At 35.1% G+C, this 25,710-nt stretch carries 22 protein-coding genes and 1 tRNA gene; 3 read left to right on the forward strand and 20 right to left on the reverse strand.

Going from position 1 to position 25,710, the window contains the following annotated elements:
- Positions 1 to 3 precede the first annotated feature (3 nt).
- The 12 genes from OUY_RS02575 to secB form a co-directional block, all read right to left on the reverse strand.
- Entirely contained in the window at positions 4 to 843 is an 840-nt protein-coding gene (locus OUY_RS02575) for a glycine--tRNA ligase subunit alpha (protein WP_139686608.1), read from the reverse strand.
- A gap of 44 nt (positions 844 to 887) precedes the next feature.
- Entirely contained in the window at positions 888 to 1,646 is a 759-nt protein-coding gene (locus OUY_RS02580; RefSeq protein ID WP_010404500.1) for a hypothetical protein, read from the reverse strand.
- A 645-nt stretch (positions 1,647 to 2,291) separates the two neighbouring features.
- Positions 2,292 to 3,314: a porphobilinogen synthase gene (gene hemB / locus OUY_RS02585; protein WP_139686609.1), complete on the reverse strand. Its 1,023-nt coding sequence runs from the start codon at positions 3,312 to 3,314 to the stop codon at positions 2,292 to 2,294.
- Entirely contained in the window at positions 3,307 to 4,332 is a 1,026-nt protein-coding gene (gene nuoH / locus OUY_RS02590; RefSeq protein ID WP_139686610.1) for an NADH-quinone oxidoreductase subunit NuoH, read from the reverse strand. The genes hemB and nuoH overlap by 8 nt, the downstream gene beginning before the upstream one ends.
- Positions 4,316 to 4,675: a hypothetical protein gene (locus OUY_RS02595; RefSeq protein WP_246038627.1), complete on the reverse strand. Its 360-nt coding sequence runs from the start codon at positions 4,673 to 4,675 to the stop codon at positions 4,316 to 4,318. Before OUY_RS02595 ends, nuoH begins: the two co-directional genes overlap by 17 nt.
- Before the next feature lie 73 nt (positions 4,676 to 4,748).
- Complete coding sequence (nuoG, locus tag OUY_RS02600; RefSeq protein WP_139686635.1) at positions 4,749 to 6,797, reverse strand: NADH-quinone oxidoreductase subunit NuoG; 2,049 nt, start codon at positions 6,795 to 6,797, stop codon at positions 4,749 to 4,751.
- A gap of 5 nt (positions 6,798 to 6,802) precedes the next feature.
- Entirely contained in the window at positions 6,803 to 7,015 is a 213-nt protein-coding gene (locus tag OUY_RS02605) for a hypothetical protein (protein WP_006279675.1), read from the reverse strand.
- A gap of 257 nt (positions 7,016 to 7,272) precedes the next feature.
- Positions 7,273 to 8,769, reverse strand: a complete 1,497-nt coding sequence (locus tag OUY_RS02610) for a leucyl aminopeptidase (protein ID WP_050780608.1) — start codon at positions 8,767 to 8,769, stop codon at positions 7,273 to 7,275.
- A gap of 96 nt (positions 8,770 to 8,865) precedes the next feature.
- Positions 8,866 to 9,507: a protocatechuate 3,4-dioxygenase gene (locus OUY_RS02615; protein ID WP_139686636.1), complete on the reverse strand. Its 642-nt coding sequence runs from the start codon at positions 9,505 to 9,507 to the stop codon at positions 8,866 to 8,868.
- Between the two features lie 166 nt (positions 9,508 to 9,673).
- Entirely contained in the window at positions 9,674 to 12,814 is a 3,141-nt protein-coding gene (putA, locus tag OUY_RS02620) for a bifunctional proline dehydrogenase/L-glutamate gamma-semialdehyde dehydrogenase PutA (RefSeq protein WP_139686611.1), read from the reverse strand.
- 121 nt (positions 12,815 to 12,935) lie between these two features.
- The gene (acnA, locus tag OUY_RS02625; protein WP_139686612.1) at positions 12,936 to 15,557 is read right to left on the reverse strand and encodes an aconitate hydratase AcnA; all 2,622 of its coding nucleotides are present in this window, start codon (positions 15,555 to 15,557) and stop codon (positions 12,936 to 12,938) included.
- 6 nt (positions 15,558 to 15,563) lie between these two features.
- Entirely contained in the window at positions 15,564 to 16,067 is a 504-nt protein-coding gene (secB, locus tag OUY_RS02630; protein WP_139686613.1) for a protein-export chaperone SecB, read from the reverse strand.
- A gap of 133 nt (positions 16,068 to 16,200) precedes the next feature.
- Here secB and OUY_RS02635 point away from each other — a divergent pair, with 133 nt between their 5' ends.
- Genes OUY_RS02635 through OUY_RS02645 form a run of 3 tightly spaced genes read left to right on the forward strand, consistent with a single transcriptional unit; the run spans position 16,201 to position 18,214 of the window.
- Positions 16,201 to 16,860, forward strand: coding sequence for a Tim44/TimA family putative adaptor protein (locus tag OUY_RS02635; protein WP_139686614.1), 660 nt, complete (start codon positions 16,201 to 16,203; stop codon positions 16,858 to 16,860).
- 14 nt (positions 16,861 to 16,874) lie between these two features.
- On the forward strand, positions 16,875 to 17,579 hold the full coding sequence (gene dnaQ / locus OUY_RS02640; RefSeq protein ID WP_010404360.1) for a DNA polymerase III subunit epsilon: 705 nt from the start codon (positions 16,875 to 16,877) through the stop codon (positions 17,577 to 17,579).
- Positions 17,580 to 17,614: 35 nt separating this feature from the next.
- Positions 17,615 to 18,214, forward strand: a complete 600-nt coding sequence (locus OUY_RS02645) for an SCO family protein (RefSeq protein WP_139686615.1) — start codon at positions 17,615 to 17,617, stop codon at positions 18,212 to 18,214.
- A gap of 52 nt (positions 18,215 to 18,266) precedes the next feature.
- Here OUY_RS02645 and rnc read toward each other — a convergent pair whose 3' ends face one another.
- From rnc to OUY_RS02680, 8 genes are all read right to left on the reverse strand, one after another.
- Positions 18,267 to 18,959 (reverse strand): ribonuclease III, encoded by a 693-nt coding sequence (rnc, locus tag OUY_RS02650; RefSeq protein ID WP_139686637.1) that lies wholly within the window; start codon positions 18,957 to 18,959, stop codon positions 18,267 to 18,269.
- A 92-nt stretch (positions 18,960 to 19,051) separates the two neighbouring features.
- Positions 19,052 to 20,119, reverse strand: a complete 1,068-nt coding sequence (locus OUY_RS02655; RefSeq protein WP_139686616.1) for a quinone-dependent dihydroorotate dehydrogenase — start codon at positions 20,117 to 20,119, stop codon at positions 19,052 to 19,054.
- Positions 20,120 to 20,677: 558 nt separating this feature from the next.
- Complete coding sequence (locus OUY_RS06395; protein ID WP_246038633.1) at positions 20,678 to 20,989, reverse strand: hypothetical protein; 312 nt, start codon at positions 20,987 to 20,989, stop codon at positions 20,678 to 20,680.
- Between the two features lie 107 nt (positions 20,990 to 21,096).
- A tRNA-Cys gene (locus OUY_RS02665) sits at positions 21,097 to 21,168 on the reverse strand.
- Between the two features lie 5 nt (positions 21,169 to 21,173).
- On the reverse strand, positions 21,174 to 22,070 hold the full coding sequence (locus OUY_RS02670; RefSeq protein WP_139686617.1) for a class I fructose-bisphosphate aldolase: 897 nt from the start codon (positions 22,068 to 22,070) through the stop codon (positions 21,174 to 21,176).
- A 58-nt stretch (positions 22,071 to 22,128) separates the two neighbouring features.
- Positions 22,129 to 22,764, reverse strand: coding sequence for a hypothetical protein (locus OUY_RS06400; protein WP_246038634.1), 636 nt, complete (start codon positions 22,762 to 22,764; stop codon positions 22,129 to 22,131).
- Positions 22,765 to 22,930: 166 nt separating this feature from the next.
- The gene (locus OUY_RS06405) at positions 22,931 to 23,125 is read right to left on the reverse strand and encodes a hypothetical protein (RefSeq protein WP_246038636.1); all 195 of its coding nucleotides are present in this window, start codon (positions 23,123 to 23,125) and stop codon (positions 22,931 to 22,933) included.
- A 56-nt stretch (positions 23,126 to 23,181) separates the two neighbouring features.
- A complete protein-coding gene (locus tag OUY_RS02680) occupies positions 23,182 to 25,461 on the reverse strand; it encodes an AAA family ATPase (RefSeq protein WP_139686618.1) in 2,280 nt (759 codons plus the stop codon).
- Between the last annotated feature and the right edge of the window lie 249 nt (positions 25,462 to 25,710).

The raw sequence follows: 25,710 nt of genomic DNA on the forward strand, positions 1-25,710 counted from the left end.
ATTCTACTTTGCTCTATATAATTCACAGCATTTTTTTGTTAACTCTCTCACTCTACCAATATAGGCTGTACGTTCATTCACACCAAGCACACCTCTTGCATCAAGTAGATTAAGTAGATGGCTCGTTTTAATACATTGGTCATAAGCTGCTATCGGCAATTCTTTTTCAACAAGGAATTTACACAGTTTTTCTGTATCCTCAAACTGCTGTTGTACTACTTTAGTATCATAATAATCAAGTGCCAGGTAAGAAAACTCTCGCTCTCTTTGTTTAAAAATATCTCCATAAATTGCACCGCTACCGTTCCACATTATGTCGTAAACATTATCTACACCCTGTATGCACATTGCTAAACGCTCTAACCCATATGCTACTTCACCAGGAATTATTCTGCAGTCAATACCTCCCACTTGCTGTATATAAGTAAGTTGTGTTACTTCCATTCCGTTGCATGTAACCTCCCAACCAAGACCGGATGCACCAACACTTGGGTTTTCCCAATCATCTTCAATAAACTTAATATCATATTCTTTTGTCGATACACCAAGAGCTTTTAAGCTATTTAAGTAAATATCTTGCAAATTGCTGCCAGATGGTTTTATTATAACTTGGTATTGATGATGCTGATATAAACGATTAGGGTTGTCGCCATAGCGTCCGTCTGCAGGTCTGATTACTGGTTGTAGATACGCAATTTTTGTTGATTTTTCGTCAATCGCTGACATGATTGTTGCGGGATGTAGTGTTCCAGCTCCAACTTCAGACGTATATGGATGAAGTATAGTACACCCTTCATCTGCCCAAAAATCTTGTAATCCCTTTATTATATCCTGTAGATTCACGCAAACTGTATATCTTTTAAACTGAATACATAAGCAAATAAGTACTATTCTATACTTATTTTTTTAATAGTGCCATGAAAATAGTCACTCAAGGCTATTGAACTTTCTTTTACATACTCAAATATGCTTTTGTTTAAAACAATCGCATCATGCATAGTCAGATCGCAGAATATAAATGCAGTCAAGTACAATAAAATCACTGCATAAAACACATGAAAAATCCCTTCAAATGTGATTGATATTGCATTGTTATAACTAAGCTGTATCGTACTTATCGGCCATGGTTTTATTACTTCTACAATATTAAAAAATAAATAAGGTATTATAAAGAAAAAGAACAAATGCATAAGATCATTAAACCAAAATGGACATTGAAGTATTGCCTTGCATATACTTAAATAGAATTTACTTACAATATAATAAATTGACATTATTGCCGGCATCGAAAACGCAACAGTCATCACCTGTCCTGATGCTATTTGTATTACTATATTCTCATCACTGCTGGCTGAAGGATCTTGAGTATGAAAAATAGATATGCCAACTAATTGCAGCACTAACATAACTATTGCTAGCTTGGTAAAAATAGCAGCTACAACTATGCCTGAATTCGGCATTTTATATAGTATAAAATCACCTCCGTATGTAAGCATTAATATAATGTCGGTAATAAATAATATTAGAAAAGAAGACCAATAATGCTGCCAACCCGGTAAATATCCTACTCCTAAAAAAGAGCTTACTATTTTGGCAGGAAAAACCTTGCCTAGCACCTTACCCAAAAATTGAAAAAAAATCCCCATGTCCTAACTAATACTTGACTTATATTTTTCACAATACTGAATTGTAATGGACTTATCAATACACTTCTTGCATAGAAAAAAGGCAAATAGTTAAAAACGATCTAAATTTACCAATAACCGTTATCCCTTCTTTTTTCATATTAGTGCCTCTATCCCAGTGCTCCTTTTCCTGTCATTCAAGTAGCCCCTTTGCGTCATTAGATCTCTTGCATAACTGGAATTCAAAAGTTGATGTCATTCCAGCTCATGACGCTGGAATCTAGTCTTTATTATGATTCAATTTGCGGTTAGTTTTTCTGGATCACAGTGTCACGCACTGTGATATGATGTCAGTATGTATAGCTAATTCAAAATATTAAAAAATTTACTAAATAAAAAAAGGCAAAAGAACCACCTTATAGCGAGTTTTATAATTTAAATTGGCGTTGTAATAATGTGCTAACGCTTATTTTAAGCGCGATTTGGCTGAACGTAGAAAAAATAAAAAAGACATGCAGCCGCTATAATTTTATGTAATTTGCCAATAAATACCTGAGTTTTTTACTGAATTTTTGTTGTTAAATCTGCAGAGATTAAAAACAAGGATAAATACTTTTATTGATATGATAAGGAAAGTGGGAAGGTTTGTCAAGTCACTTCGGCCAGCTACCTACTTAGATGTTCCACACTGCTAAGTAGATACCAAATTTTTGCAACATCAAGTGCAGCATAGGTAAATATTGCACTTGCACCTGCACGTTTAAAACCAATTAAGGACTCATAAATCACTCTGTTATAATCCAGCCAGCCATTATTTGCTGCAGCTTTTATCATTGCGTATTCACCGCTTACTTGGTAAGCAAAAATCGGAAAATTAAACTTTTCACTTGCTGTTTTTATTACATCTAAGTATGGCATACCCGGCTTTATCATAATAAAATCTGCACCTTCATCTATATCCATTTCGATTTCGCAGATTGCTTCACGTGCATTTCTATAATCCATTTGATAACCACTTTTGTCGATGAAATTTGATGATGCGCACGAACCGACAACTTGCCTGAACGGCGCATAGAAGCTAGAACAGTACTTTACTGCATAGGACAATATTGACACATTCTGAAAGTTATTATCATCCAATGTTTTTCTTATTTTTCCTATCCTGCCATCCATCATATCAGAAGGAGCAACTATATCGCATCCTGCTTTTGCTAAAACAAGTGCTTGCTTACATAATGCTGACACAGTCTCGTCATTTTCTACATCTATCCTACTGCTTTTTAAAATGCCATCATGACCGTGAGTAGTGTATGGGTCTAGTGCAATGTCTGCAATAATGCCAATATCCAGTACATTTGATTTTACAGCACAAATTGCTTTACAGATTAAATTGTCAGGATTGTACGCTTCCTCGGCGTTTTCAGATTTTAGTTTACTATCAACTACAGGAAAAATTGCAACAGCATTAATCCCCGAGTCCTTAGCTTTCTGAATTATAGAAATTAATCCATCTATTGAATAACATTTGATATCAGGTAAGCCAGAAATTGGCTCAATTGTTTCTTCTCCGTCATGAACAAATAAGGGAAAAATCAAATCATTTACTGATAAAGTGCTTTCACTTGTTAAATTGCGAATCCACTTGCCTGAGCGCCTACGCCTTAACCTTGTATTTGGGAAATTAAACATTGGATCCAGGCAAATTCCCAGTAAAAAGCAACACTCCTGAAATGAGTATTACCCAAAGTACCGATATTGGCAAAAATACTTTCCAACCAAGACGCATTAATTGATCATAACGATAACGAGGTATTGTAGCTCTAATCCAAACAAATATAAACAAAAGTACAACTATCTTCAAAACAAACCAGATTAAACTAGGAATTTTATACAGCAAACTAAGCTCTAATGGAGGATACCACCCTCCTAGAAAGAATATTGTCATCATAGCGCTTGCTAAAATCATATTTGCATATTCTCCCAAGAAAAAGAGAGCAAAAGGCATTGATGAATACTCGACGTTATACCCAGAGACGAGCTCTGCTTCAGCTTCTGGTAAGTCAAATGGGTGACGATTAGTTTCGGCAAGCAAAGAAATAAAAAATATTATTCCTATAGGCATTAGTAATAAATCAATCCAAAATGGCATATTATGTTTCGCTACCACCATCTCTCCAAGATTTAATGTGCCAGTTGTAATAACAACTGTAGCAACTATTAGACCTATTGAAACTTCATATGAAATCATTTGAGCAGCTGACCTTATAGCGCCAAGAAATGCATAATTAGAATTACTAGACCAGCCTGCAATAATAATGCCATATATTCCCAAAGAGGATATAGCTAGCACATAAAGCACTCCAACATTAACATTTGATATTACCTTAGGGATTATTACCTGCTGTCCATTTTCTGTAATTATTTCAGCTCCAAATGGTATAACTGCCCAGGAAATTAATGCTAAAATAAAGGTGAGCATTGGAGCCATAATAAACAGTATGGTGTTTGCTCTAAATGGTATTATCGGCTCTTTAATTATCAATTTGATAGCATCTGCAAATGGCTGTAGTAGCCCAAATGGCCCTACTACACTTGGACCATGCCTTAGTTGAATTGCACCAATAACTTTACGCTCAAAGTACACTAAATATGCTACTGAAAGCAAAAGTGGAATAAGAAGAAAAAGAATATCAAATATCAAGTACATGCAACCCTAAATCAAAAAAATAGTTCATAATTGTGGCAATAAAAAATACAGCAAATGCTCTAGACACAAAAGACAACGTCCCTATTGAAATCAATAGGACAACACTTTTCTGTACAGCATTTAGCTTAATAGAATAGTAAAATGATATGCATATGAATGACACTAGTGACATCATAATTAAGATCATTGTGAGAGGCAAATAATTCCCTCTTCCCTCGGTAACTATAATAAATGTTATTGCCATCCATACATATCCTTCCGTAAATAGTGCAATAATATCATTGATAAAATCAACTAGCTTATAAACGAACTGTTTTTCTAATGTATTTTGTTCTTTACACAAAAATATAGAGTTTAATTTTCGTTGAAAATATACCAGAGTTATTAGTAATAATGGTGTTAGAATAAATAAAATATTAAGTAGAGTGTTCATAAAAATCCTTAGTACAATCTGCCATTATTTTTGAAGCGCGACCTATTGAGTCTGTCATATAAAAATTACACTCCTTTAAAGTAAAAGGCGTATTACTTAAATTTATTTTACCATTGCTGATTGGTACCCATGTATTTTTTACCACTTGATCAACACTTCTAAACTGTGGACCGATAGTATCTAATTTTTTTCTCACATCAAATAAACTATCATATAACAAGGAAAGGCTCAAATATTGGGATAAATTTTTAATAATCAACCAATCTTCCTTTGCTTCACCAGGAGGAAAAACAGCTAAATTTGTTCTCTGTACTCGCCCTTCAGTATTTACATAAGTTGCATATTTTTCTGTGTATGCAGCTCCAGGTAGAATGACATCTGCTATATGCGCTCCCCTATCACCATGGTGGCCTTGATAAATTACAAATGTATTTTCTAATTTTGATGTATCAATTTCATCTGCACCAAGAAGATAAACAACTTCCACCTCGCCACTTTCTGCTTGCTTTAGTATTTGACTAACATCTTTTCCATCTTTTTTAGGAACAAATCCAATATCGAGTCCACCAACTCTTGCTGCAGCCTTATGCAGTACGTTAAAGCCATTCCAGTTATCTCTGATCATGTTAAATTTTTCTGCAATTTTGCCAGTTAGCGCTAAAATTGATTCAGAATCATCTCTTACTAATGCATCTTGACCGATGATGAGCATAGGATTTGAGGCAACACTCAGCAGCTTGCAAAATTTATGATTTCCTTTTGCTATTTCGTCTAAGATATTTGGGTTATTGCCTAACCTCTCAACATGGTATAAATACTCAACGTTAGGGCCAATGCTTGCAATAGGAAAATTGCCTTGTAAATATCTCTTTCTCAATCTTGCATTAATGATTGGTGCTTCTATCCTTGGATTCGTATTGATTAGCAAGCATAAATCTGCACTTTCTATACCCTGAATAGTGGTATTGAACACATAAGATCCACGATTACTTGATATAAGATTTGCACCATCTTGCCTGCAGTCTATATTCCCCGAATCAAGCTTCTGCATCACTTCTTTGAGTAGAAGCATAGACTCACAATCTGCTAAATCACCTGCAATTGCAGCTATTTTGTTTGATTTCGCACTCTTTAGTTTCTTTGCAGCAAAAGCCAATGCTTCATTCCAATCAACTGGAATTAATTTGCCCTCTTTTTTTATATAAGGTCGATCGAGGCGTTGTACTTTGAGTCCATCGTAAGCAAAACGAGTTTTGTCTGATATCCATTCTTCGTTCACTTCTTCATTGAGTCTTGGCAATATTCGCATAACTTCAGGACCACGACAATCAACTCTAATATTACTTCCCACAGCATCTAGCACATCTATAGTTTCACAATGTGATAGCTCCCATGGACGTGCTGTAAAAGAATAGGGCTTTGAAGTTAAAGCTCCCACCGGGCAAAGATCTATAATATTCCCAGATAATTCAGAGCTAATATGCCTTTTTATGTAAGTACTAATCTCTATATTTTCTCCCCTTCCAATTCCTCCAAGTTCATTTGTACCTGCAACATCAGACAAAAATCTAACACACCGAGTGCAATGAATACACCTGTTCATTGCAGTTTCAATCAGCGGACCAAAATGTTTTTTTGGCACAGCCCTCTTATATTCATCAAGTCTGCTGATTCCTTTACCATAAGCCATCGTGATATCTTGCAAATTGCATTCACCACCTTGATCGCAAATTGGGCAATCAAGCGGGTGGTTAATTAGCAAAAACTCAAGCACACCTTCACGTGCTTTTTTAACCTTAGGGGTATCAGTGTGAATAACCATCCCTTCTGCAACTGGCATTGCACAAGAGGCTACTGGTTTTGGAGGGCCACCCTCAACTTCAACCAAACACATTCTGCAGTTACCAGCAATTGCTAAACGCTCATGATAACAAAACCGTGGAACTTCAACGCCCACAACTTCACAAGCTTGAATTATAGTGAGCCCATGCTCTACTTCACATTCCTTAGAATTAATAGTAACTTTAACCACAGCTACTATACAGCTTCCCACTTTATAGGATTGCCGCTTACCTCATCTTCAACTAGATTGCCGTTATCGTATTGAGCAGACATATAGTTCATACGTGAATCACGGTCTATATATCTAACCGGCTTTACCGGTTTATCCTTATACATTTTTTGTTCTGCTTTCTTACGCTGAGTAGGGTTATTTTTACTAGCTGTTTTCGCTTTTCCGCCTGCTGCCATATAAACTCCTAAAAACTTCCTATTTTATTCTAACACTTAAGTATATACCGTCAATACCAAATAGCTTTAAAGTTTTAATAGTCCATCATTACAATCATCATTTGAACAAAATACTTTCTCTTGATGCTGCTCAAGTGTGTAACTTTAGAATCCCCAAAAAAGAAAATGTAAGTTACTTTGATGATATCATTTTCTACGTCTTATAAATAGACATTCATGTAGTCGTAAATTAAGCTATAAACTCAATACAAAGATCCTTAATTATTAATCTCATAGTACTTCTCAACCAACTTATTTAGCAACCTTACACCGAAACCTACTGCCCCTCTTGGAGAAATATCAGTGCCTTTTTCGTGCCAAGCAGTGCCTGCAATGTCTAAATGTGCCCAACAAGTGTCGTTTACAAAACGCTGTAGAAACTGTGCAGCCATTATACTATCTCCACCAGAACCTGCAGGAGCTATATTTTGCACATCAGCAATCGGCGAATCAATAATTTTGTTATAAGTTTCATTCATAGGAAAGCGCCATAATTTCTCATTTACTTCATTTCCCGCATCAATCAGATGATTCGCTAATTCATCGTTATTTGAAAAAAGACCAGCATATTCATTATTTCCCAGTGCAACCACTATAGCACCAGTTAAAGTTGCAAGGTCGATCATAAATTTCGGTGCAAATCTATCTTGTGTATACCATAAAGCATCCGCAAGTATTAGTCTTCCCTCTGCATCGGTATTTAATATTTCTATTGTTTGTCCAGACATTGAAGTGACTACATCGCTCGGTCTTTGAGCATTACCATCCACTGCATTTTCTGCAAGTGCAACCACACCAATTGCATTTACTTTTGCTTTTCGCCCAGCTAGAGTACGCATCACTCCAACTACAGTAGCAGAACCTGCCATGTCATATTTCATTGACTCCATACCGCGTGAGGGTTTAAGTGACACTCCACCAGTGTCAAACGTTATACCCTTGCCTATAAAAGCTATTGGTTTTTGTTCTTGAGAAGCCCCATTCCATTTTATCACCACTAACTTTGGCTCTTTACTACTTCCTTGTGCTACTCCAAGCAGGGCTCCCATTTTTTTCTCTTCCATTTGCTTTTTATCAAGCACTTCAACCTCAAGACCAAGTTTAGTAAGTTCAGCTTTTATACGATTAGCGTAAGACTCTGGATATAAAATATTAGGTGGCTCAGTAGTAAAAGCACGTGCAAGAAAGATACCTTCACCTTCGTGTTTTAAACGCTCAAATGATTTTTCAATGCTACTTAACTGTTCATCTTTTACTAATAATGTAATTTCCTCTACTTCTGTAATTTTTTCATCCTTTTTAGTTTTATACTTATTAAACTTGAAACTGCGCAGAAATGCTCCATATGCAACATTTGCTGTACTGCCCTCGATTGAAATAGCTGCTCGCTTGATTCTTAATCTGCTTAGCTCACAATATATTTTACCACCAATATTTAATCCTTTGCTTTCATCCCATTCATCTCTCATTCCAAGACCAGCAACTATAATATTTTTTCCCTCTGATGAAGTAACGGAGAAAAATTCACCAAAACCTCCATTAAAACCACTAAATTTCTTGATGTTATCTATAGCTTGCTTATCTTGTAGAACATTAGTTATGAGCTTATCACCCTCAAACAAACCTACCACTAGCGTCTCAAAATCGGGTAAAGCTTTAGAAATTGTTATCTTCATCGTTGACATCTCCGTTGCAAATAATTGTAAGCTGCACATAAAACATAGTAAAAACATTAGTAAGATATTTTTCATATACATTTTAAGTACAATAGCGCTTAAGACTACTATGAACTCCCCTGATATGCAAGGGCTTTATCTTTTATCAGAAAATTTGTTATGCCCACCTAGGGTTATATTAAATGTGTAGGTCTTCATGGCCTGATTGTTATAAGTAAATGGTGCTATCAGAAGGCTTGTAAGTCCACTCTCAATAAGATTACCAAGAAGAAGATCATCACAGTTATCGCAATTATGATCAGCAAAAAACATTTGTGTTGTGAATTCTGGAAAATCTGGATGTTGGACCAAAAAGTTGATGTGTGGAGCCCTATCACCAATTTTACCTGGTATTATTGTAATAAAATTATAATAGCCAAGGTTGTTTACTACAAATCTTCCTGATCCAGCAAAATTTGGATCAAGCTCCACATTTTCATCATAATAGCTCATGCCAAGTGAGTCTGCGTGCCATATAGAAACCACAGCATTTTGTATCGGTAAGCAATTTACATCAGTAACTCTACCAACTACATTTATTAATTCTCCTGCTGCATTATTTGGAGAGCCAGGTTTTCTTCTTAAATTATTTGAAGAGTTAAAGCTTTTTGGCCTTGTTTCAAGATCATAAATCCCTGGAGTTTCAATACAATTAAGCAAAATAGGATCAGCCGCAAATAATGACAAATCGAATATAAATTGTACTAAAAACGCTAATAAGATATTTTTTACATTCATTTTGTTTATAGTGCTTTTATCAGAATTATAGCAACCTTTTTCTTTTATTAAAGACAAGACTTTCTTTGAAGCCTCCTTAGAATCACAACTATCCTTTCAGTGTATGAGTTTTAGGTTTTAGTACTGCATACACAACTGCACGGACTTCCAATTTAGAAATTGCAAATCAATCCAAACACGCAAGTGTAATGTTACCGCCACATGCTGTAGTGTTGACACTTACAACCTTTTCTATAGAAAAACGTTGCAGATAATTAGGACCACCAGCTTTTGGTCCGGTACCCGACAGTCCTCTACCGCCAAATGGTTGCATTCCAACTGCTGCACCTATTTGATTGCGATTGATGTATACATTTCCAACTGATATTTTCTTGCTTATTAAATCGATCTTACTTTGTACACGGCTTTGCAAAGAAAACGTAAGTCCATATCCTATATTGTTTATATCACTTATAACTTCATTTAACTGCGACTTATTAAAACGTATGATATGTAAAATAGGCCCAAACACTTCTTGCTTTAATTGCGAAATTTTTTGTATCTCATAAATGTACGGAGGAAAGAAATAACCATTATAAGAATTTGTATCCATGGGTACCTTGGATAAAAGGTTTGAATCTTCATCCCTTGATATTTTTTCCGTATGTTTAGTGAGCATATCAATAGATGCTTTGTCAATTATTGGACCAATATCTGTGCTCAGTTGTATTGGGTCACCTATCTTTAGTTCTTGAGCTGCATTGTATATCATTTTTATCTGTTTTTCTGCTATATCTTCTTGAATAAATAGCACTCTGAGAGCAGAACAACGTTGACCGCCACTGCGAAATGCAGAAATTAAAACATCCTTAGTTACCTGCTCTAAAAGAGCAGAACTATCAACAATCATAGCATTTAATCCACCAGTTTCAGCGATAAGTGGCACAATAGGACCATCTCTGCTGGCAAGCATTCTATTAATTATTTGAGCGGTCTGTGTTGAGCCGGTAAAAGCTACACCGGAAATTCTATTATCTGGCACTAATATTTTACCTAAATATCGACCATCTCCTGGAACAAGATGTAATACATTTTTTGGTATTCCAGCTTCGTGTAGTATCTTAACGGCTTCATAGGCAATAATCGGCGTTTGCTCTGCCGGTTTTGCCAGCACTGCATTACCTGCTACAAGTGCAGCTGAAACCTGCCCAATGAAGATAGCAAGTGGAAAATTCCACGGTGATATGCATAAGAAAACTCCTCTGCCCTCAAAAAAGATGAAGTTATCTTCACCTGTTGGACCTGGCAATTTTTTCCAGTCATTCAGTTCGTTTTTTGCTATCATTGCATAATAGCGCAAAAAGTCGATTGCCTCTCTTACTTCTGCTATTGCATCGGATAAAATTTTTCCTGCTTCCAAGATCAGAATGTAAACCAACTCTTTCATCCTTTCCTCAAGCAAATCTGCAGCTTTTTCAAGGCATTTAGCGCGCTCTTCTGCTGAAATATTCTGCCACTTAGTAAAAGCACTATGTGCTATTTCAAGAGCATTTAAAGCCTGAGCGCTTGTTGTACTTGACACTTCTCCAATTACATTTTCCAAATGCGCAGGATTCACTACTTCGATAAATTCAGCACTATCAAGTAGTGCCTTTCCATCAATTATTGGCCCAACTTGCCATTTCTTTTCACTAAATTTTTTTATATCATTTGCAAATTGCGAAACTGTAATTGAATCACTAATATCCATCCCCAAGGAGTTTTTTCTTTCCTCTCCAAAAATATCTTGTGGCAATGGAACGTTTTGATGAGGTTCATATTCTAAACTTTTAGCTTTTTCTAATGGATCCGAGACTAATTCTTCAATTTTAACGTTAGGATCATTTATTTTATTGACGAACGAACTATTAGCTCCATTTTCAAGAAGACGCTTAACAAGATATGGTAATAAATCACTACGTTTACCAACTGGTGCATATATACGACAGCTGATGCTTGTTGCAAGTTCTGACATTGCATAATCATATAAATCCTCACCCATTCCGTGTAAACGCTGAAACTCAAATCCAGGATGATCTTTGTCAGCAAGCTCTATTATAGTAGCAAAAGTATAGGCATTATGAGTTCCAAAGCATGGGTAAAAGTGATTTACTTTGCTTAAAAGCTTCTGTGCACACGCAAGGTAGCATACATCAGTATAGCTTTTTCTTGTAAATATTGAATAACCACTTAACCCTAGCTCTTGTGCACACTTGATTTCTGAGTCCCAATATGCACCTTTCACAAGCCTTACCATAATTTTATGCTTTGATCGGATAGCAACATCCTCAACAAAATCAAGCACAGATAAAGCACGTTTTTGATATGCTTGTACAGCCAAGCCAAGCCCTCCCCACTGAGAAAGTGACTCATCAAGACGCAGTTGCTCGAATAAAACTAATGACATCTCAAGTCTTTCTGATTCTTCTGCATCTATGCATAGTGAAATGTTGTATTTTTTTGCTTCACGACAGAGCTCTAAAACCCTAGTAAATATCTCACCAGCAATTCGGTCAAATTGACCAAATTCATAACGTGGGTGCAAAGCAGAAAGTTTTATTGAAATTCCATGGGATTTAAAACAATCATTCACTTCAGTAGTTGCACCTATAGCTTTTATTGAGTGCATGTATGAATCAAAACACTCTTCTGCATCTTCAGCTGTGTGAGCAGCTTCGCCAAGCATATCAAAAGAGTATAAAAACTTACTATTGTCATCTAGTTTTGCATATCTTAAAGCTTCTTCTATGGTTTCTCCAACAACAAAATGATTACCAAGCATAGACATTGCTTGTTTTACTGCTTTGCGAATGATCGGTTCTCCTAAATTCTTAAGTAACTTAGAAATTGCGTAATAGAACTTCGAATCGCCTTCATTATCTCTCAATATACTGCTACCTATCATCAAGCTCCATGTGGAAGCATTAACAAACAATGAAGAGGAACGCCCCAAGTGTTTATTCCATTCTTGGTTGGTAATTTTATCTTTGATCAATTCGTCTATTGTGTAATCATCTGGTATTCTAAGTAGCGATTCAGCAAGGCACATCAATGCTATTCCTTCATCATTGGAAAGCGAATATTGCTGCATAAAGGAATCTACAATACTTAATTTATTGTGTTTGATTTTTTCAATAACTTGTTTTGCAATATTGTAAATTCTGTTTTTCGAATCAACCGAAAGTTCTACTTTTTCTACAAGATAACGTACACAGCTTTTTTCATCAGTACGATAAAATCCTTGTAAACGTTTTCTGAGTTCATTAGGTTCTTGTATAGAGCTAATCATAATTATCTATAAAACACCTTTACTATATGTAAGGTAAAATTATATCATAACTTCGCATAGAACAAATCATTATTTAAAAGGACCAGGGCTGGAGCTAAAAGAAGTCTAGTACTTACTTTTACTAAGTCGAAAGAAGTATGTAGCTTAACACTCCACCACTCATTAAGTATTTAATCTCAGTTGCGGTTTGTACACAGCATTTGAGTTGTATTGATTGCTTTGAATTATCCTGTCTTTTAATGATACATTCTAGATTTCCATTTGATACTATTTCACCTTTTATGCTTATTATCTCACTACCATCAAATATCTTTCCGGTTATTCCATTTTGGAATATAAGTGGAAGAACACCCATGCCGACCAAGTTGGACCTATGTATGCGTTCAAAACTTTCTGCAATCACAGCTTTAATTCCCAGTAATGCAGTACCCTTTGCTGCCCAATCCCTACTTGAACCTGTACCATATTCTTTTCCTGCAATGACAACTAATGGAACAGCTTCTCTTTTATATTGCATTGCTGCATCAAAAATTGACATAGTTTCTTGAGAAGGAATATGTTTTGTATAGCCACCCTCAGCGCTCACCATTTTATTTCTTATTCTGATATTAGCAAAGGTTCCACGCATCATTACGTTGTGGTTACCGCGGCGAGATCCATATGAATTGAAATCTTGCGGTTCAACTCCAAGACCTTTTAAATATATGCCTGCAGGACTATTTGAGGCAATATTTCCAGCAGGGGAAATGTGGTCGGTAGTGACGCTATCGCCAAACATCGCTAGTATTTGCGCATTCTTTATATCAACTATGTTGCTTCCATTGTTCTTAGTCGATAAATTATCAAAATAGGGAGGGTTTTGTATATAAGTGCTTTTCGCGTCCCAATCATAGATTTCACCTTTCTCACACTTTATCTTTTGCCAATGCTCATCACCAGAAAAAACATCCTTATACTTTTGTATGAACATTTCACGCGTCACAACACTTTTAACACAGCTCTCAACTTCATTATTTGTTGGCCATATATCTTTGAGATAGACATCATTGCCATTCTTATCTTTGCATACTGAATCTTTTGTCAAATCAATTTGCACAGTGCCTGCAAGTGCATATGCAACAATAAGTGGCGGAGATGCCAAGTAATTAGCTTTGACTAACGGATGAATTCTTCCTTCAAAGTTACGATTGCCAGACAAAACTGCAGCAACAGTTAAGTTTTTGTTTTTTATATCATCCTCTATATCCTTATTAAGTGGACCAGAATTTCCAATGCAAGTTGTGCAGCCATATCCAACTAGATTAAAACCCAAAGCATTTAGATCTACCTGCAATCCAGACTTTTCTAAATATTCTGTCACAACTTGTGACCCTGGAGCAAGAGAAGTTTTAACCCAAGGCTTTGATTTTAATCCAAGTTTAATTGCATTACGAGCTACAAGACCCGCAGCAATCATCACACTTGGATTTGAGGTGTTAGTGCAGCTTGTTATTGCTGCAATCACTACGCTGCCACTCTGGAGCTGATCGCCATAGATAGGTTCCAACGGAGGTCTGTTTGTCTCATTAATAGGAAAAGATGTAGAAAAAGATTCCGCTACTTCTGAAAGGAAAATCTTATCCTGTGGTCTTTTAGGACCAGCCATCACTGGCTTTACGCTTGATAAATCAAGCTCTAGTGTGTCAAAAAATGCTAACTCATTACTGCTACGCCACAATCCCTGCTCTTTTGAATAGACTTCAACTAATTTGATCAGCTCTTCTGGTCGCCCTGTTAAATGTAAATAATCGAGTGTTTTCTGATCAATTGGAAAAAACCCACAAGTTGCACCATACTCTGGGGCCATGTTAGCTATAGTGGCCCTGTCTGCTAGAGATAAATAATCTAAACCATCACCATAAAATTCTACAAATTTACCAACAACACCTTTTGTTCTTAGGATACTGGTAACCGTCAGCACTAAATCAGTCGCAGTTACTCCTTCCGGTAGTCTGCCAATTAATTTAAATCCAACTACTTCTGGAATCACCATACTAATTGGTTGACCAAGCATCACAGACTCAGCTTCTATGCCTCCAACACCCCAACCAAGGACTGATAACCCGTTAATCATTGTAGTGTGACTGTCAGTACCAACTAAAGTGTCAGGATATATGACCCCATCATTATTACACACAACTTGCGCTAAATACTCAAGGTTTACTTGATGGCAAATTCCAGTACCTGGTGGTACTACTCTAAAATTTGTGAAGGACGACTCTCCCCACTTTAAAAATTGATATCTCTCCAAATTTCTTTTTACTTCTAGCTCAACATTTTTACTGAATGCGGAAGTGCTTCCATAACTATCTACTTGAACAGAGTGATCGATCACAAGATCAACAGTTACAGATGGATTTATTTTGCTTGGGTTACCTCCGTTTTTCTTCACATAATTACGCATTGAAGCTAAGTCAACGACAGCAGGAACTCCTGTGAAATCCTGCATCAAAACCCTTGCTGGCTTGTAGCTAATTTCGTGATTAATGTGTTTCTTGACGCAATTTGCTAATATCTTTATGTCATCTAATTTAACGCTTACTCCATCTTCGTTGCGCAATAAATTTTCAAGCAATACCTTGAGTGAACAAGGCAATTTGGTTAAATTTACTCCTAAGAATTTACCAGCGTTACTTAGGTTAAAGTAGTTATATAACCTTCCATCAATATTTAAAGTCGTCTTTGCATTTAAAGAATTGTTCATCCTGTATTAGTTAAAATTGGAATTACTAGCGCTACTTTTTTGTTGTTGACTTTGCTGCTGATACATAGTTTCAAAATCTATAGGATCTAGCATAAGTGGAGGAAACCCACCACTACTTGTAGTTCTTGCAATTACTTCTCTTGCAAAAGGAAAAAGAAAAGTAGGCCCGCCAATAAACAAAGCTTGTCTTACTTCCTCTTCACTCAACTCTTTCAAATTTTCTATTGAAAAAATACCACAATACTTTATCTCACAAATGAAAGCTATACCATTTTTTATATCTTCATCTTTTACCGTCGCTTTGACTTCTATATGCAAAGTAATTTCATGAAAAGGTTTTTCTTCATTTATTCCTTCTTTGCTTTCCGTTCCTTCTAATTTTGCTGAATTAATATTAACCTTTACATTAATATCGGGAGCTTTACTAGAAGGAAGGAATGGCAAATTTGGATTCTCAAACGAAAGATCTTTGACATACTGACCATGAATTTTCATTTTGTGTTGTAACATTTCTTACTTCTCCTTTAATTAATGAGATATTTAATACTTTCTTATATAATATATTCATTTATAATAGGCTAATGTGCAAAACATATTTTTATCAATAATTAATAATATTTAGATACCAAGGGGTTAAGTTACCATGATAGAGCTTGTAATATATGCTTTACTAGCGGCGTTTGTTTTTTCACGCTTATACAATTCTTTAGGAAGATCAGCCAGTCTCAACCTAAAAAAGCTAACAGTTGTATTGGATGCAAGTCAAAGTAAAGAGGATGTGGTAGAAAATATCGAAGATTATATTTATAGCAACGACAAAAGTTCAATAGAAGCTACTTATAAACAAATATTACAAAAAAACAGAGAGTTCTCTATTTCCAATTTTATAGAAGGTTCAAGCATAGCTTTTGAATTAATAATTAAATATTTTAACCAAGGGAATTTACCTCAATTAAAATCCCTTCTGGACAAAGATTTGTATAACAGCTTTGTGGATAAGATTAAGCATCGTAAAGAGATACACGAGTCTATAATTGTTTCTATCGTTTCACAAAAGATCTTAGAAATAAAGCTAGTAAAAAACGTAATATTTATTGCAGTATATTTCCTTTCAGAGCAAATTAACTTCGTTAAGAATAATGAAGGAGATATCATATCAGGTAGTATGTCTACTATTAACAAAGTTGAGGATGTATGGCAATTCAAAAAAAATATTAATTCATCAGATCCAACATGGTTGCTTGTTTCCATTAACTACAAGAAGGCAAGTACCGATAAAAATTTAACAGCAAATGACAAGTAAGATTAGTTACACCGATGGAAAGTAGGCTACGAGAAATAGTACTTGATACTGAAACTACAGGTCTTGACACTGAGTCTGGCCATCGAATTATTGAGATAGGATGTGTAGAACTAATTAACCGTATTCCAACAGGTAAAACATTTCATCGATATCTTAATCCAGAGAGAGATATACCTTACCACTCATTTAAGATTCATGGTATTAGTGAGGAGTTTTTGGAAGATAAGCCACTATTTTCAGATGTTGCACTTGAATTTCTTGACTTCATATCTAATGACATCTTGGTAATTCATAATGCTGAGTTTGATATTAAGTTCCTTAATATGGAGTTAAACAAGTTGAATGCCGGGTTAATTTCCTCAGATAGAGTGCTAGATACATTACCACTTGCAAGAAAAAAGTTTGTAGGATCACCTGCTTCTTTAAATGCATTATGCAAGCGTTTTGATATATCGCTAGAAGGTAGAGAGTTACACGGAGCATTAGTTGATGCTCAATTGCTTGCAAAGGTCTATGTTGAGCTTACAGGAGGATTGCAAACCTTTTTATTTAATAATGAATGTGCTCAGGACAATAACTCTACGTTTATTCAGCATAAAGTGCGTAATTTAGCTCGCAGAGAACATTCACCAAGTATTAAAGAAATTGATGAGCATAAGAAATTGTTAGATAAAATTAACAACCCACTTTGGAAGGAATATATTGAATCAATCAACTAATCAATATATGATTTAACTTTATTGGAAACGCTTTAATGATAAAGTTTATAAGGTTATTGTCTAGTTTGCTAATAACAGTAGCAGCTATCTTCTTAGGTTATTGTTATTTTACCAAGCAAGGCATATTTGTTTCACAAAATACAGAAATTAAGGTAGGTGGAGATTTTTCTTTGATCAATCAAGACGGACAAACAGTACGCAGTAGTGATTTTAAAAATAAGTATATGATGATTTTTTTCGGATTTTCCTCATGCAAAAGAATTTGCCCTATGAATCTCGGCATAATTTCAGAAACACTTGCAAAGTTAGATAAGAAAACTGACAATAAGCTACAAACATTTTTTATCACAGTTGATCCTGAGCGCGATAACACAGAAAGGCTTAAAGAATTTCAGCAGCAATTTGACCATAGAATACAAATGCTAACTGGTGAAAGACAAAAAATAGATGAAGTAGTTGCAAAGTATAAAGTATATGAAAGTAAAGTAGATGGAGAAGAGGAAATTAACCATTCTTCAATGATATACCTTATTAGCCCTGAAGGAAAATATGTCACACACTTTGTAGCTGATTTAAATTCAGATGAAAGTCAATCTGATAAGATTCTGGCTGAGATAAAAAAATATGTAAGCTGAACTAAAGAGCTTAGCTTACTTTAAATTTATGCTAACAGCTATTTAGATTAAACTAAGTCGTTTTTTTAATTTTTTCTAGGATCAACTCAGCAGCTTTTTGTTCAGCAATTTTCTTACTAGAAGCGCATGCAGAAACTTTGCCATAATTCTCTATGAAAATTGATATAGTAAACTCAGGATTGTGTGCTGGTCCAGTTTGTTTTACAAGTTCATACTCTGGTAAAGGTAATTTGTTTTTCTGAGTCCACTCTTGCAGTGAAGTTTTAGGATCTTGAGGAGGATCGAGGATGTCTTTAGCTAGCTTTTCCCAATGTCGGATAATAAATTTTTCAACACTCTCAAGTCCACCGTCAATATAAATTGCACCTATTAGTGCCTCAAGCGAATTTTCTAAATTTTTTAAGTTACATTTCCCTCCGTTGCAACGTTCACTATTATTCATGATGATAAAGTTACCTAACTCTATTTCTTTAGCAACATTAGCAATGGTACTGCCACAAACTAGATCCGTTTTTCTTTTTGCCAATGCTCCTTCTTTTTCTTCAGGAAACATTTTAAACAGCATAGCAGATACAACCATGTTCAAAATACCATCGCCCAAAAACTCTAGCCTTTCGTAGCTTACGATCTGGTCTTCGCTATTCCTTTTATTTACGCTTGGATGGGTTAATGCCTCTTCTAATATTGCATGATCTGTAAATTTATAATTAATAACTTTAGATATTATATCGTTCAAAACTTTCATGTTCATCATTCAAAAGAAAAGCACTCCCTATCATACCTTTACACTAAAAAGTTAGCTCTACTTTACTAAAACAATATCAATAACTTCCAAAATTAATGTATACAACCCACTGCTTCAGTAATGTTACTAAATCCATCTCTTTTTACCAATTCTGCAAGCTCCAGATTGATTTTATTCACAACTTGATGCCCCTGATATACGAGAGCAGTGTACAGTTGTACTAAAGAGGCTCCTGCCTTTATTTTTTCATATGCGTCAATACCACTTGAAACTCCCCCACATCCTATCAATAGAATCCTGCTCTTAGTAAGCTTGTACATATCACTCAATAACTCGGTTGAAAGTTGAAACAATGGTCTGCCGCTCAACCCACCACTCTCATTATAGTAAGAATCTCGACTTATCGTAGTGTTGCTTACTATTAAGCCGTCAATTTTATATTCTAGTGTAAGCTCAGCGATATTTTCTTTTGTTTGCTGATCTATATCTGGAGAAATTTTTAATATTATCGGTATGGATTCAGAGCTATCGATTGATTTCCGGGTTAGAGTGATAGATTTCAACAATTTGGATAATTCTTGTTTATTGTGCAAATCGCGCAAGTTAGGTGTGTTTGGGGATGAGATGTTCAGTACTATATAATTGCTCTTTCCATATACTATCTTTATTAAGTCAACATAATCGCTGATTTGCTCCTTTGATGTACTGTTTCTTCCTATATTTATACCAAAAATACAATCACCAAGTTTAGTTTCACTTATCTGTTTAAGAAAATAGTCTACTCCTTTATTATTAAATCCCAATCTATTAATTATTCCTTCATCTTTAATTAATCGAAAAATTCTCGGTTTTTTGTTTCCATATTGGGGATGTTTAGTTACAGTACCAGCCTCAATAAATCCAAAACCAAATGAGAGCATCGGCTTTACAACTTCCGCATTTTTATCAAAACCTGCAGCAAGACCTACAGGACTCCTAATTTTATTACCAAAAAAGTTTACATTTAAAGACTTAGGTAGTTCTATAGGTTTCCTACAGGGCATCTTTTTTAACGCCGTTATTACCAAGGAGTGAGCAATTTCAGGCGGCAGTAAAAACAATAAATTACGTAATATCATTTTGTAAAACACTTTGCTTATTTTTAGTTTATTTTTTACCATGCAACAAGAATAACTTAGAAAGCTTGAGGTTTATCAAAATAGTAAGTATATAGTTTCTATGAGTAGTAAAAACTAATTTTTCTGAAGGGAAACCAGAACTTGATCAGTATTTTTATCTACTAATTCGAGGTAGCCAAATTTGTTAATTTGAGATTTTATTAGTATAGGAATCTTATTTCGATTTAAATAAAATCCCTGTTTTGATTGTTTATTAATTCGCAACCTTACATCCCCATTTTTCCAAGCAAGCATCTTATTTATTCCAGATTTTTCTTTACAATTATCTTCATTTACAAATCCTAAGTATTCATCTTCTGAAGAAGATATTGCAATCTTGCATATTCTATACCCTACCCAATTCCCTAGATATGGATCAGTATCGTCTTTTTCGTGAAGCTTGAACTCTCCTTTGACATATTCCCATGGAGCTTTTGCATCACCTACCTTTTTTAGAAAGAGTACGTCCTGATCAAAGTTTATAATGGTCCTTGTATGAAATGTTGTTAAGCTTGTGTCCCATAATAGTTTTTCTGTGATGCTAAAATGCTCTTTATCCTTTTACATATTTTGAAATGATACGATTATCACATCTGCTCCAACTTCTCTTCCATAATTAACATATTGACTAGCACGCCCATGTTTGGCTGTGAATGATGACTTACCTATTAACAGAAAGTCATTAAATAACGCATTATATATAGTCTGTGCACTGTAAGCTGTACCGACGTAAACCGGCTGTTTGTTGGATGAAGGGTACTTTTCTGGTGCAAGATGAGTATACGAGCTCTTTAATAAATAGTGAAAAGTGCAACTGGTAAGCAAGAAGGGCAAACCAATCAATAATAAAACTTCTGTTAATCTCTTTGGCATTTTACTGCTTATATTTTGAATATAGTATCTTATTTTTTTAAATATTTCATTAAAAGCCACACTCCTTGTTAAAATTTCAGAAGAAAAAACGATCTAATTGGAGTAAGAGGCCGGGACCGGAATTGAACCGGTATAAAAGGATTTGCAGTCCTCCGCATAAGCCATTCTGCCACCCAGCCGTTTTTTATGCATAGATATCCATTATATCTTTTAGCATAGATAAAGCATCCTCTCTTTTTCTTTGAAAAGTGTTACGCCCGATAATTGAACCATTACCACCGCCTTGCTTAATTTCTTTCGCTTCATTGCATATGTCATTCACTGATTTCGACTCGCCACCAGAAAAAACTACTATTCTCTTCCCTGCAAAACAAGATCTTTTAACATATTCAATTCTTTTAGATAATGACTCAATATTTTCTGTTTCTATTTTCTCCCTTTCCAAAGAGTTAATTGGAAGTTTTACTTTGATTATATTAGCGCCAAGTAAAGATGCTATGTGCGCAGCATAGGCAATAACATCAACTGCTGTTTCGCCTTCTTTGGAAATTCCTTCACCGCGTGGATAAGACCATAGCACTACGGCAAGGCCGCAAGACTTAGCCTCAGCTATAATTTCGCGAGCTTCTTCCATCATATCGAAGCACTTAGCAGAACCAGGATATATAGTAAACCCAACAGCTACGCAACCCAAACGCAGCGCATCTTTTACAGAAGCAGTTATTGCTTGATCAGAAGTTAAGTTTTTCGAGTGCAAGGAGTTAGCACTATTAAGCTTCAAAATAAGTGGTAGCATTCCAGCATAAGTTGAAGCACCAGCTTCGATCATACCAAGCGGAGCAGCATATGCGCTTACTCCCGAATCAACTGCAAGCTGAAAATGATAATGCGGATCGTAAGCATCAGGATTAACTTCAAAACTTTTTATTGGCCCATGCTCAAATCCTTGATCTACAGGAAGAATTACTAACTTGCCAATTCCACTAAGTTTTCCATGCATAAGAATACGAGCAAGATTTGCTTTTACTCCAGGATTTTCACTTTCGTAATAACTTAGGATTTGTTTTACTTCTTCACTCATTAATATCTTCAAATTTACTTAAAGTGTAGCAAAAACTATAGTTGAAGCAAAGACCTTTTTATACTCTTGCTCCTACACCTATATTTAAAGGTGTAACTTTAGGATCGGTGGTATGCTGTTGTGGTTTTTCTTGAATTAAATCTTCAAAATACATTTTAACAATAGGAAGAATGAGCGACATAAGCACTAATTTATAGTCATACCATGCAAACTTTTCCTTGTAGCTAAATTCTGCATCTTCTTCGTATAAACGCTGGATGCAGTGCTCACTACATAATTCAGAAGCTTTCGTAAAAGTTCTAAGTAAAGCAATCAATAATAAATCCAATGCCAAATTAACTATCAGCATTGTTCCATATTGAACAGGCCAGCCATTTTGTGCAATTTCCGATGCTAAACTGCACACAGCAAACGCTACTGCAATACATATCACATAATTATCAGCAGCAATAAGTAAATTAAACCTTCGGTTGAATCTATCCATATTTCCTTCTTGTGAGCCTCTTTGTTTACTTGCTGCATAGATAATACTACAAAAGGATATAATAAATAACCATGGCCAAACTCCGATGCTGAATGCATAAAATTTATAAGCAATATTTTGCACTTTGCCACTGTTAGCAAGTTGTGATAAGCAATATTTGACTTGAGGCGACGGACCAAGTACCACATTTGCTAATATAAAAATAAACATGCTCTATTCACAGCTTTCTCTCTACGCAATAGAATCTAATTGATTCTCCTTTGTTTTTCCTGCACTTCTCGCTGTAATGTTATAGATATGCCAGCTGCTTTTAAGTCGTTAAGATATTTCTCTAGCTTATCTTTATCTGCACTAAGTTTTTTAAACTTTTCTTCAGCTATTTTTTCTCTTTCTCTCCTACTACTTTATCAGGGTGACATTTTAATGAAGCTCTTCTAAAGTGCCGCTCAACTAACTTAAGTACATCATCAAACTCCTGGCTTATTACTTCTTCTGCTTTTATTCCCAGCCTTGAAAATAAGTTCTGTAAATCTTGATTACTGTAATATTGATTTCTGGTTAAACTTGCCACTATAGCCTCATTAAAAAATAGTGACTATACTACAAATTTAATACTCAAGCAAGAATTTAAACTATATCAAAAGCAATTCCGTGTTTACCAATATAAATCCTTAATTTCTTTCCTTTAATTAATCGACGATTTAGTATTTCTTCAGCCAAATGACTTTTTATCTCTTTTTCAATCAGCCTCTCTATTGGGCGTGCTCCCATTTCTTTGCTATAACCTGTTTGCGCAAGATAAGACTTTACTTCTTCTTCCACTGAGCAGCTTATACCCTTTTGCACAAGTTGTTTTTTTAATTCCTGAATAAATTTATCCACAATGTGCAAAATGACATCCTCATCCAAATCAGAAAAGGAAATGACTGCATCAAGACGATTACGAAATTCAGGGCTAAAAACCCGTTCCATTGCTTTTTCGCTGTCACTGATGTTAAAGTTTTTATACCCAAAGCCAATAGAACTTTTGTTACGTTCAAATGCCCCTGCATTGGTTGTCATAATTAAAATCGTATTGGAAAAATTAACCTTACGTCCGTAAGTGTCTGTAACACAACCATAATCCATGATTTGTAGTAATATATTATAAATATCACTATGAGCTTTCTCAATTTCATCAAGAAGTACTACGCTATATTGATTATTAGATACAGATTCTGTAAGCAATCCACCTTGGTCGTAACCCACATATCCAGGAGGGGAACCAATCATTCTAGATATTGCGTGAGGTTCCATATACTCAGACATATCAAACCGAATAAGGTTCATACCCATATTTTGTGCTAGTTGCTTCGCAAGCTCAGTCTTACCTACACCAGTTGGCCCTGCAAAAAGATACTTTGCCAAGGGTTTATTGTAACTTCTCAGACCAGATTTAGCAATTTTAATAGAATTAACGAGAAACTCTATCGCTTGCTCTTGACCAAAAATGGCCCTATTGAGATTTTCTTTCAAAGATTTTACTCTTTGCATATCATCAAACCCGCAAGGTACGTTTGTAATCCTAGCGATAGTACTCTTAATGTCTCTACTGTTTATAATTTTTCGCCTGCTTTTTTGTAACTTACAATATGCCCCTGCTTCATCTATAACATCAACTGCTTTATCAGGTAATATTCGCCCAGTAATATACTTGTGTGAAAGTTCAGCTGCAGATTTAATGGCATGTTTCGTGTAATATACTCCATGATACCTTTCATAGTAATGCTTTATACCATCTAGTATCTTTACTGTATCATTAATAGAAGACTCTTTTACATTAATTTTTTGAAACCTCCTTGCTAATGCTTTATCCTTTTCAAAGCTATTGCTATATTCTCTATATGTAGTTGCACCTATACAACGCAACGCACCTCTTGCAAGTGCAGGTTTGAGCAGATTGCCAGCATCAAGAAAGCTGCCACTTGTTGAACCTGCTCCAATAATAGTGTGTATTTCATCAATGAAAAGAATAGCGCCAGGTTTTGCCTCAATTACTTTTATTATAGATTTTATTCTCTCTTCGAAGTCACCTCTATAGCGTGTTCCTGCAAGAAGTGATCCTAAATCCAAAGCATAAATTATGCTGGATCTCAGTGCACTCGGAACACTACCTTCAATAATTTTCAATACCAAGCCTTCAACTATTGTTGTTTTACCAACACCTGGTTCTCCGACATATAAAAGGTTATTTTTTCTGCGTCTTAGCAAGATTTCTATAGTGCGATTTAATTCATAATCACGACCAATGACATAATCTATTTTTTTGCTTCTTGCATAATCATTTAAATTTCTACAATAATTTTGTAGAACTTCTTCATCTTTTAATAATTCACCTTTATTTGCTACAGTAGAGATATCGTTATTCTTATCAAGTTTTATCTTGCGATTAGTTACATATTCTTCTATATCACCTGAATATTTTATATTGGATATGTTATAAATCAAATTAGAATCCTTTGCATTCTGTTTGCGTAATAGCTCTTCAATGTATAAATCTTGCTCAGACAGAATCTCTAATAGAATACTTGCTCCATTTATTTCTTTTCTTCCCAGACGATGAGCTCGTATCATGGCTTTATGTATTATGCGTTGAAATAGCACATCAGGCTCAACTTTATTGACAGTTAATTCGGAGTTGTCTTGTAAAAAACCTTTTGTATTATTACCACGATCATTCCTTAATATAATATTATCTATATTTATGATTTCACCAGCTCTGATGTTACATCTTGATAAAACATAATTTACATCCACATCTTTGGTTAATGCTAGCAACAAATGTTCCACTTTTGCATATTTAAGCTTACAATCAGAAGCAATCTGTAACGCTCTATTTAAACTTGCCTCTAAATTTTTAGAAATCATCTATTCTCTTTAAAAGTGTAAATTTATATATAATTAGTAGCACACAATTATTAAAAAAACTGAAATCTAGCAGCTCGTTGTAGCCAAATTGAATTAAGCTACAGATTATAGTCCACACAGCCTAACATTATACCGTTGTGATAATCTCAAAACGTTATAAGCAGCAGAATTAAGATTATCAAATTGTAGGTAAATCTAATTTGGGCTAGCTATATATTCTTTCTACCATCCTCCAATCACTTCACTTTG

This window comes from Wolbachia endosymbiont of Leptopilina clavipes (assembly GCF_006334525.1).
Lineage (GTDB): Bacteria > Pseudomonadota > Alphaproteobacteria > Rickettsiales > Anaplasmataceae > Wolbachia.

What these genes read in the sequence shown, in the direction of transcription:
- OUY_RS02615 (WP_139686636.1), bottom strand. Translation starts at nt 9,507, where the DNA reads ATGAATGTAAAAAATATCTTATTAGCGTTTTTAGTACAATTTATATTC.
- OUY_RS02580 (WP_010404500.1), bottom strand. Translation starts at nt 1,646, where the DNA reads ATGGGGATTTTTTTTCAATTTTTGGGTAAGGTGCTAGGCAAGGTTTTT.
- OUY_RS02605 (WP_006279675.1), bottom strand. Translation starts at nt 7,015, where the DNA reads ATGGCAGCAGGCGGAAAAGCGAAAACAGCTAGTAAAAATAACCCTACT.
- OUY_RS02635 (WP_139686614.1), top strand. Translation starts at nt 16,201, where the DNA reads ATGATAGAGCTTGTAATATATGCTTTACTAGCGGCGTTTGTTTTTTCA.
- OUY_RS02680 (WP_139686618.1), bottom strand. Translation starts at nt 25,461, where the DNA reads ATGATTTCTAAAAATTTAGAGGCAAGTTTAAATAGAGCGTTACAGATT.
- OUY_RS06395 (WP_246038633.1), bottom strand. Translation starts at nt 20,989, where the DNA reads ATGCCAAAGAGATTAACAGAAGTTTTATTATTGATTGGTTTGCCCTTC.
- putA (WP_139686611.1), bottom strand. Translation starts at nt 12,814, where the DNA reads ATGATTAGCTCTATACAAGAACCTAATGAACTCAGAAAACGTTTACAA.
- OUY_RS06400 (WP_246038634.1), bottom strand. Translation starts at nt 22,764, where the DNA reads ATGTTTATTTTTATATTAGCAAATGTGGTACTTGGTCCGTCGCCTCAA.
- acnA (WP_139686612.1), bottom strand. Translation starts at nt 15,557, where the DNA reads ATGAACAATTCTTTAAATGCAAAGACGACTTTAAATATTGATGGAAGG.
- OUY_RS02655 (WP_139686616.1), bottom strand. Translation starts at nt 20,119, where the DNA reads ATGGTAAAAAATAAACTAAAAATAAGCAAAGTGTTTTACAAAATGATA.
- OUY_RS02610 (WP_050780608.1), bottom strand. Translation starts at nt 8,769, where the DNA reads ATGTGCAGCTTACAATTATTTGCAACGGAGATGTCAACGATGAAGATA.
- secB (WP_139686613.1), bottom strand. Translation starts at nt 16,067, where the DNA reads ATGTTACAACACAAAATGAAAATTCATGGTCAGTATGTCAAAGATCTT.
- hemB (WP_139686609.1), bottom strand. Translation starts at nt 3,314, where the DNA reads ATGTTTAATTTCCCAAATACAAGGTTAAGGCGTAGGCGCTCAGGCAAG.
- rnc (WP_139686637.1), bottom strand. Translation starts at nt 18,959, where the DNA reads ATGAAAGTTTTGAACGATATAATATCTAAAGTTATTAATTATAAATTT.
- dnaQ (WP_010404360.1), top strand. Translation starts at nt 16,875, where the DNA reads ATGGAAAGTAGGCTACGAGAAATAGTACTTGATACTGAAACTACAGGT.
- OUY_RS02645 (WP_139686615.1), top strand. Translation starts at nt 17,615, where the DNA reads ATGATAAAGTTTATAAGGTTATTGTCTAGTTTGCTAATAACAGTAGCA.
- nuoH (WP_139686610.1), bottom strand. Translation starts at nt 4,332, where the DNA reads ATGTACTTGATATTTGATATTCTTTTTCTTCTTATTCCACTTTTGCTT.
- OUY_RS02670 (WP_139686617.1), bottom strand. Translation starts at nt 22,070, where the DNA reads ATGAGTGAAGAAGTAAAACAAATCCTAAGTTATTACGAAAGTGAAAAT.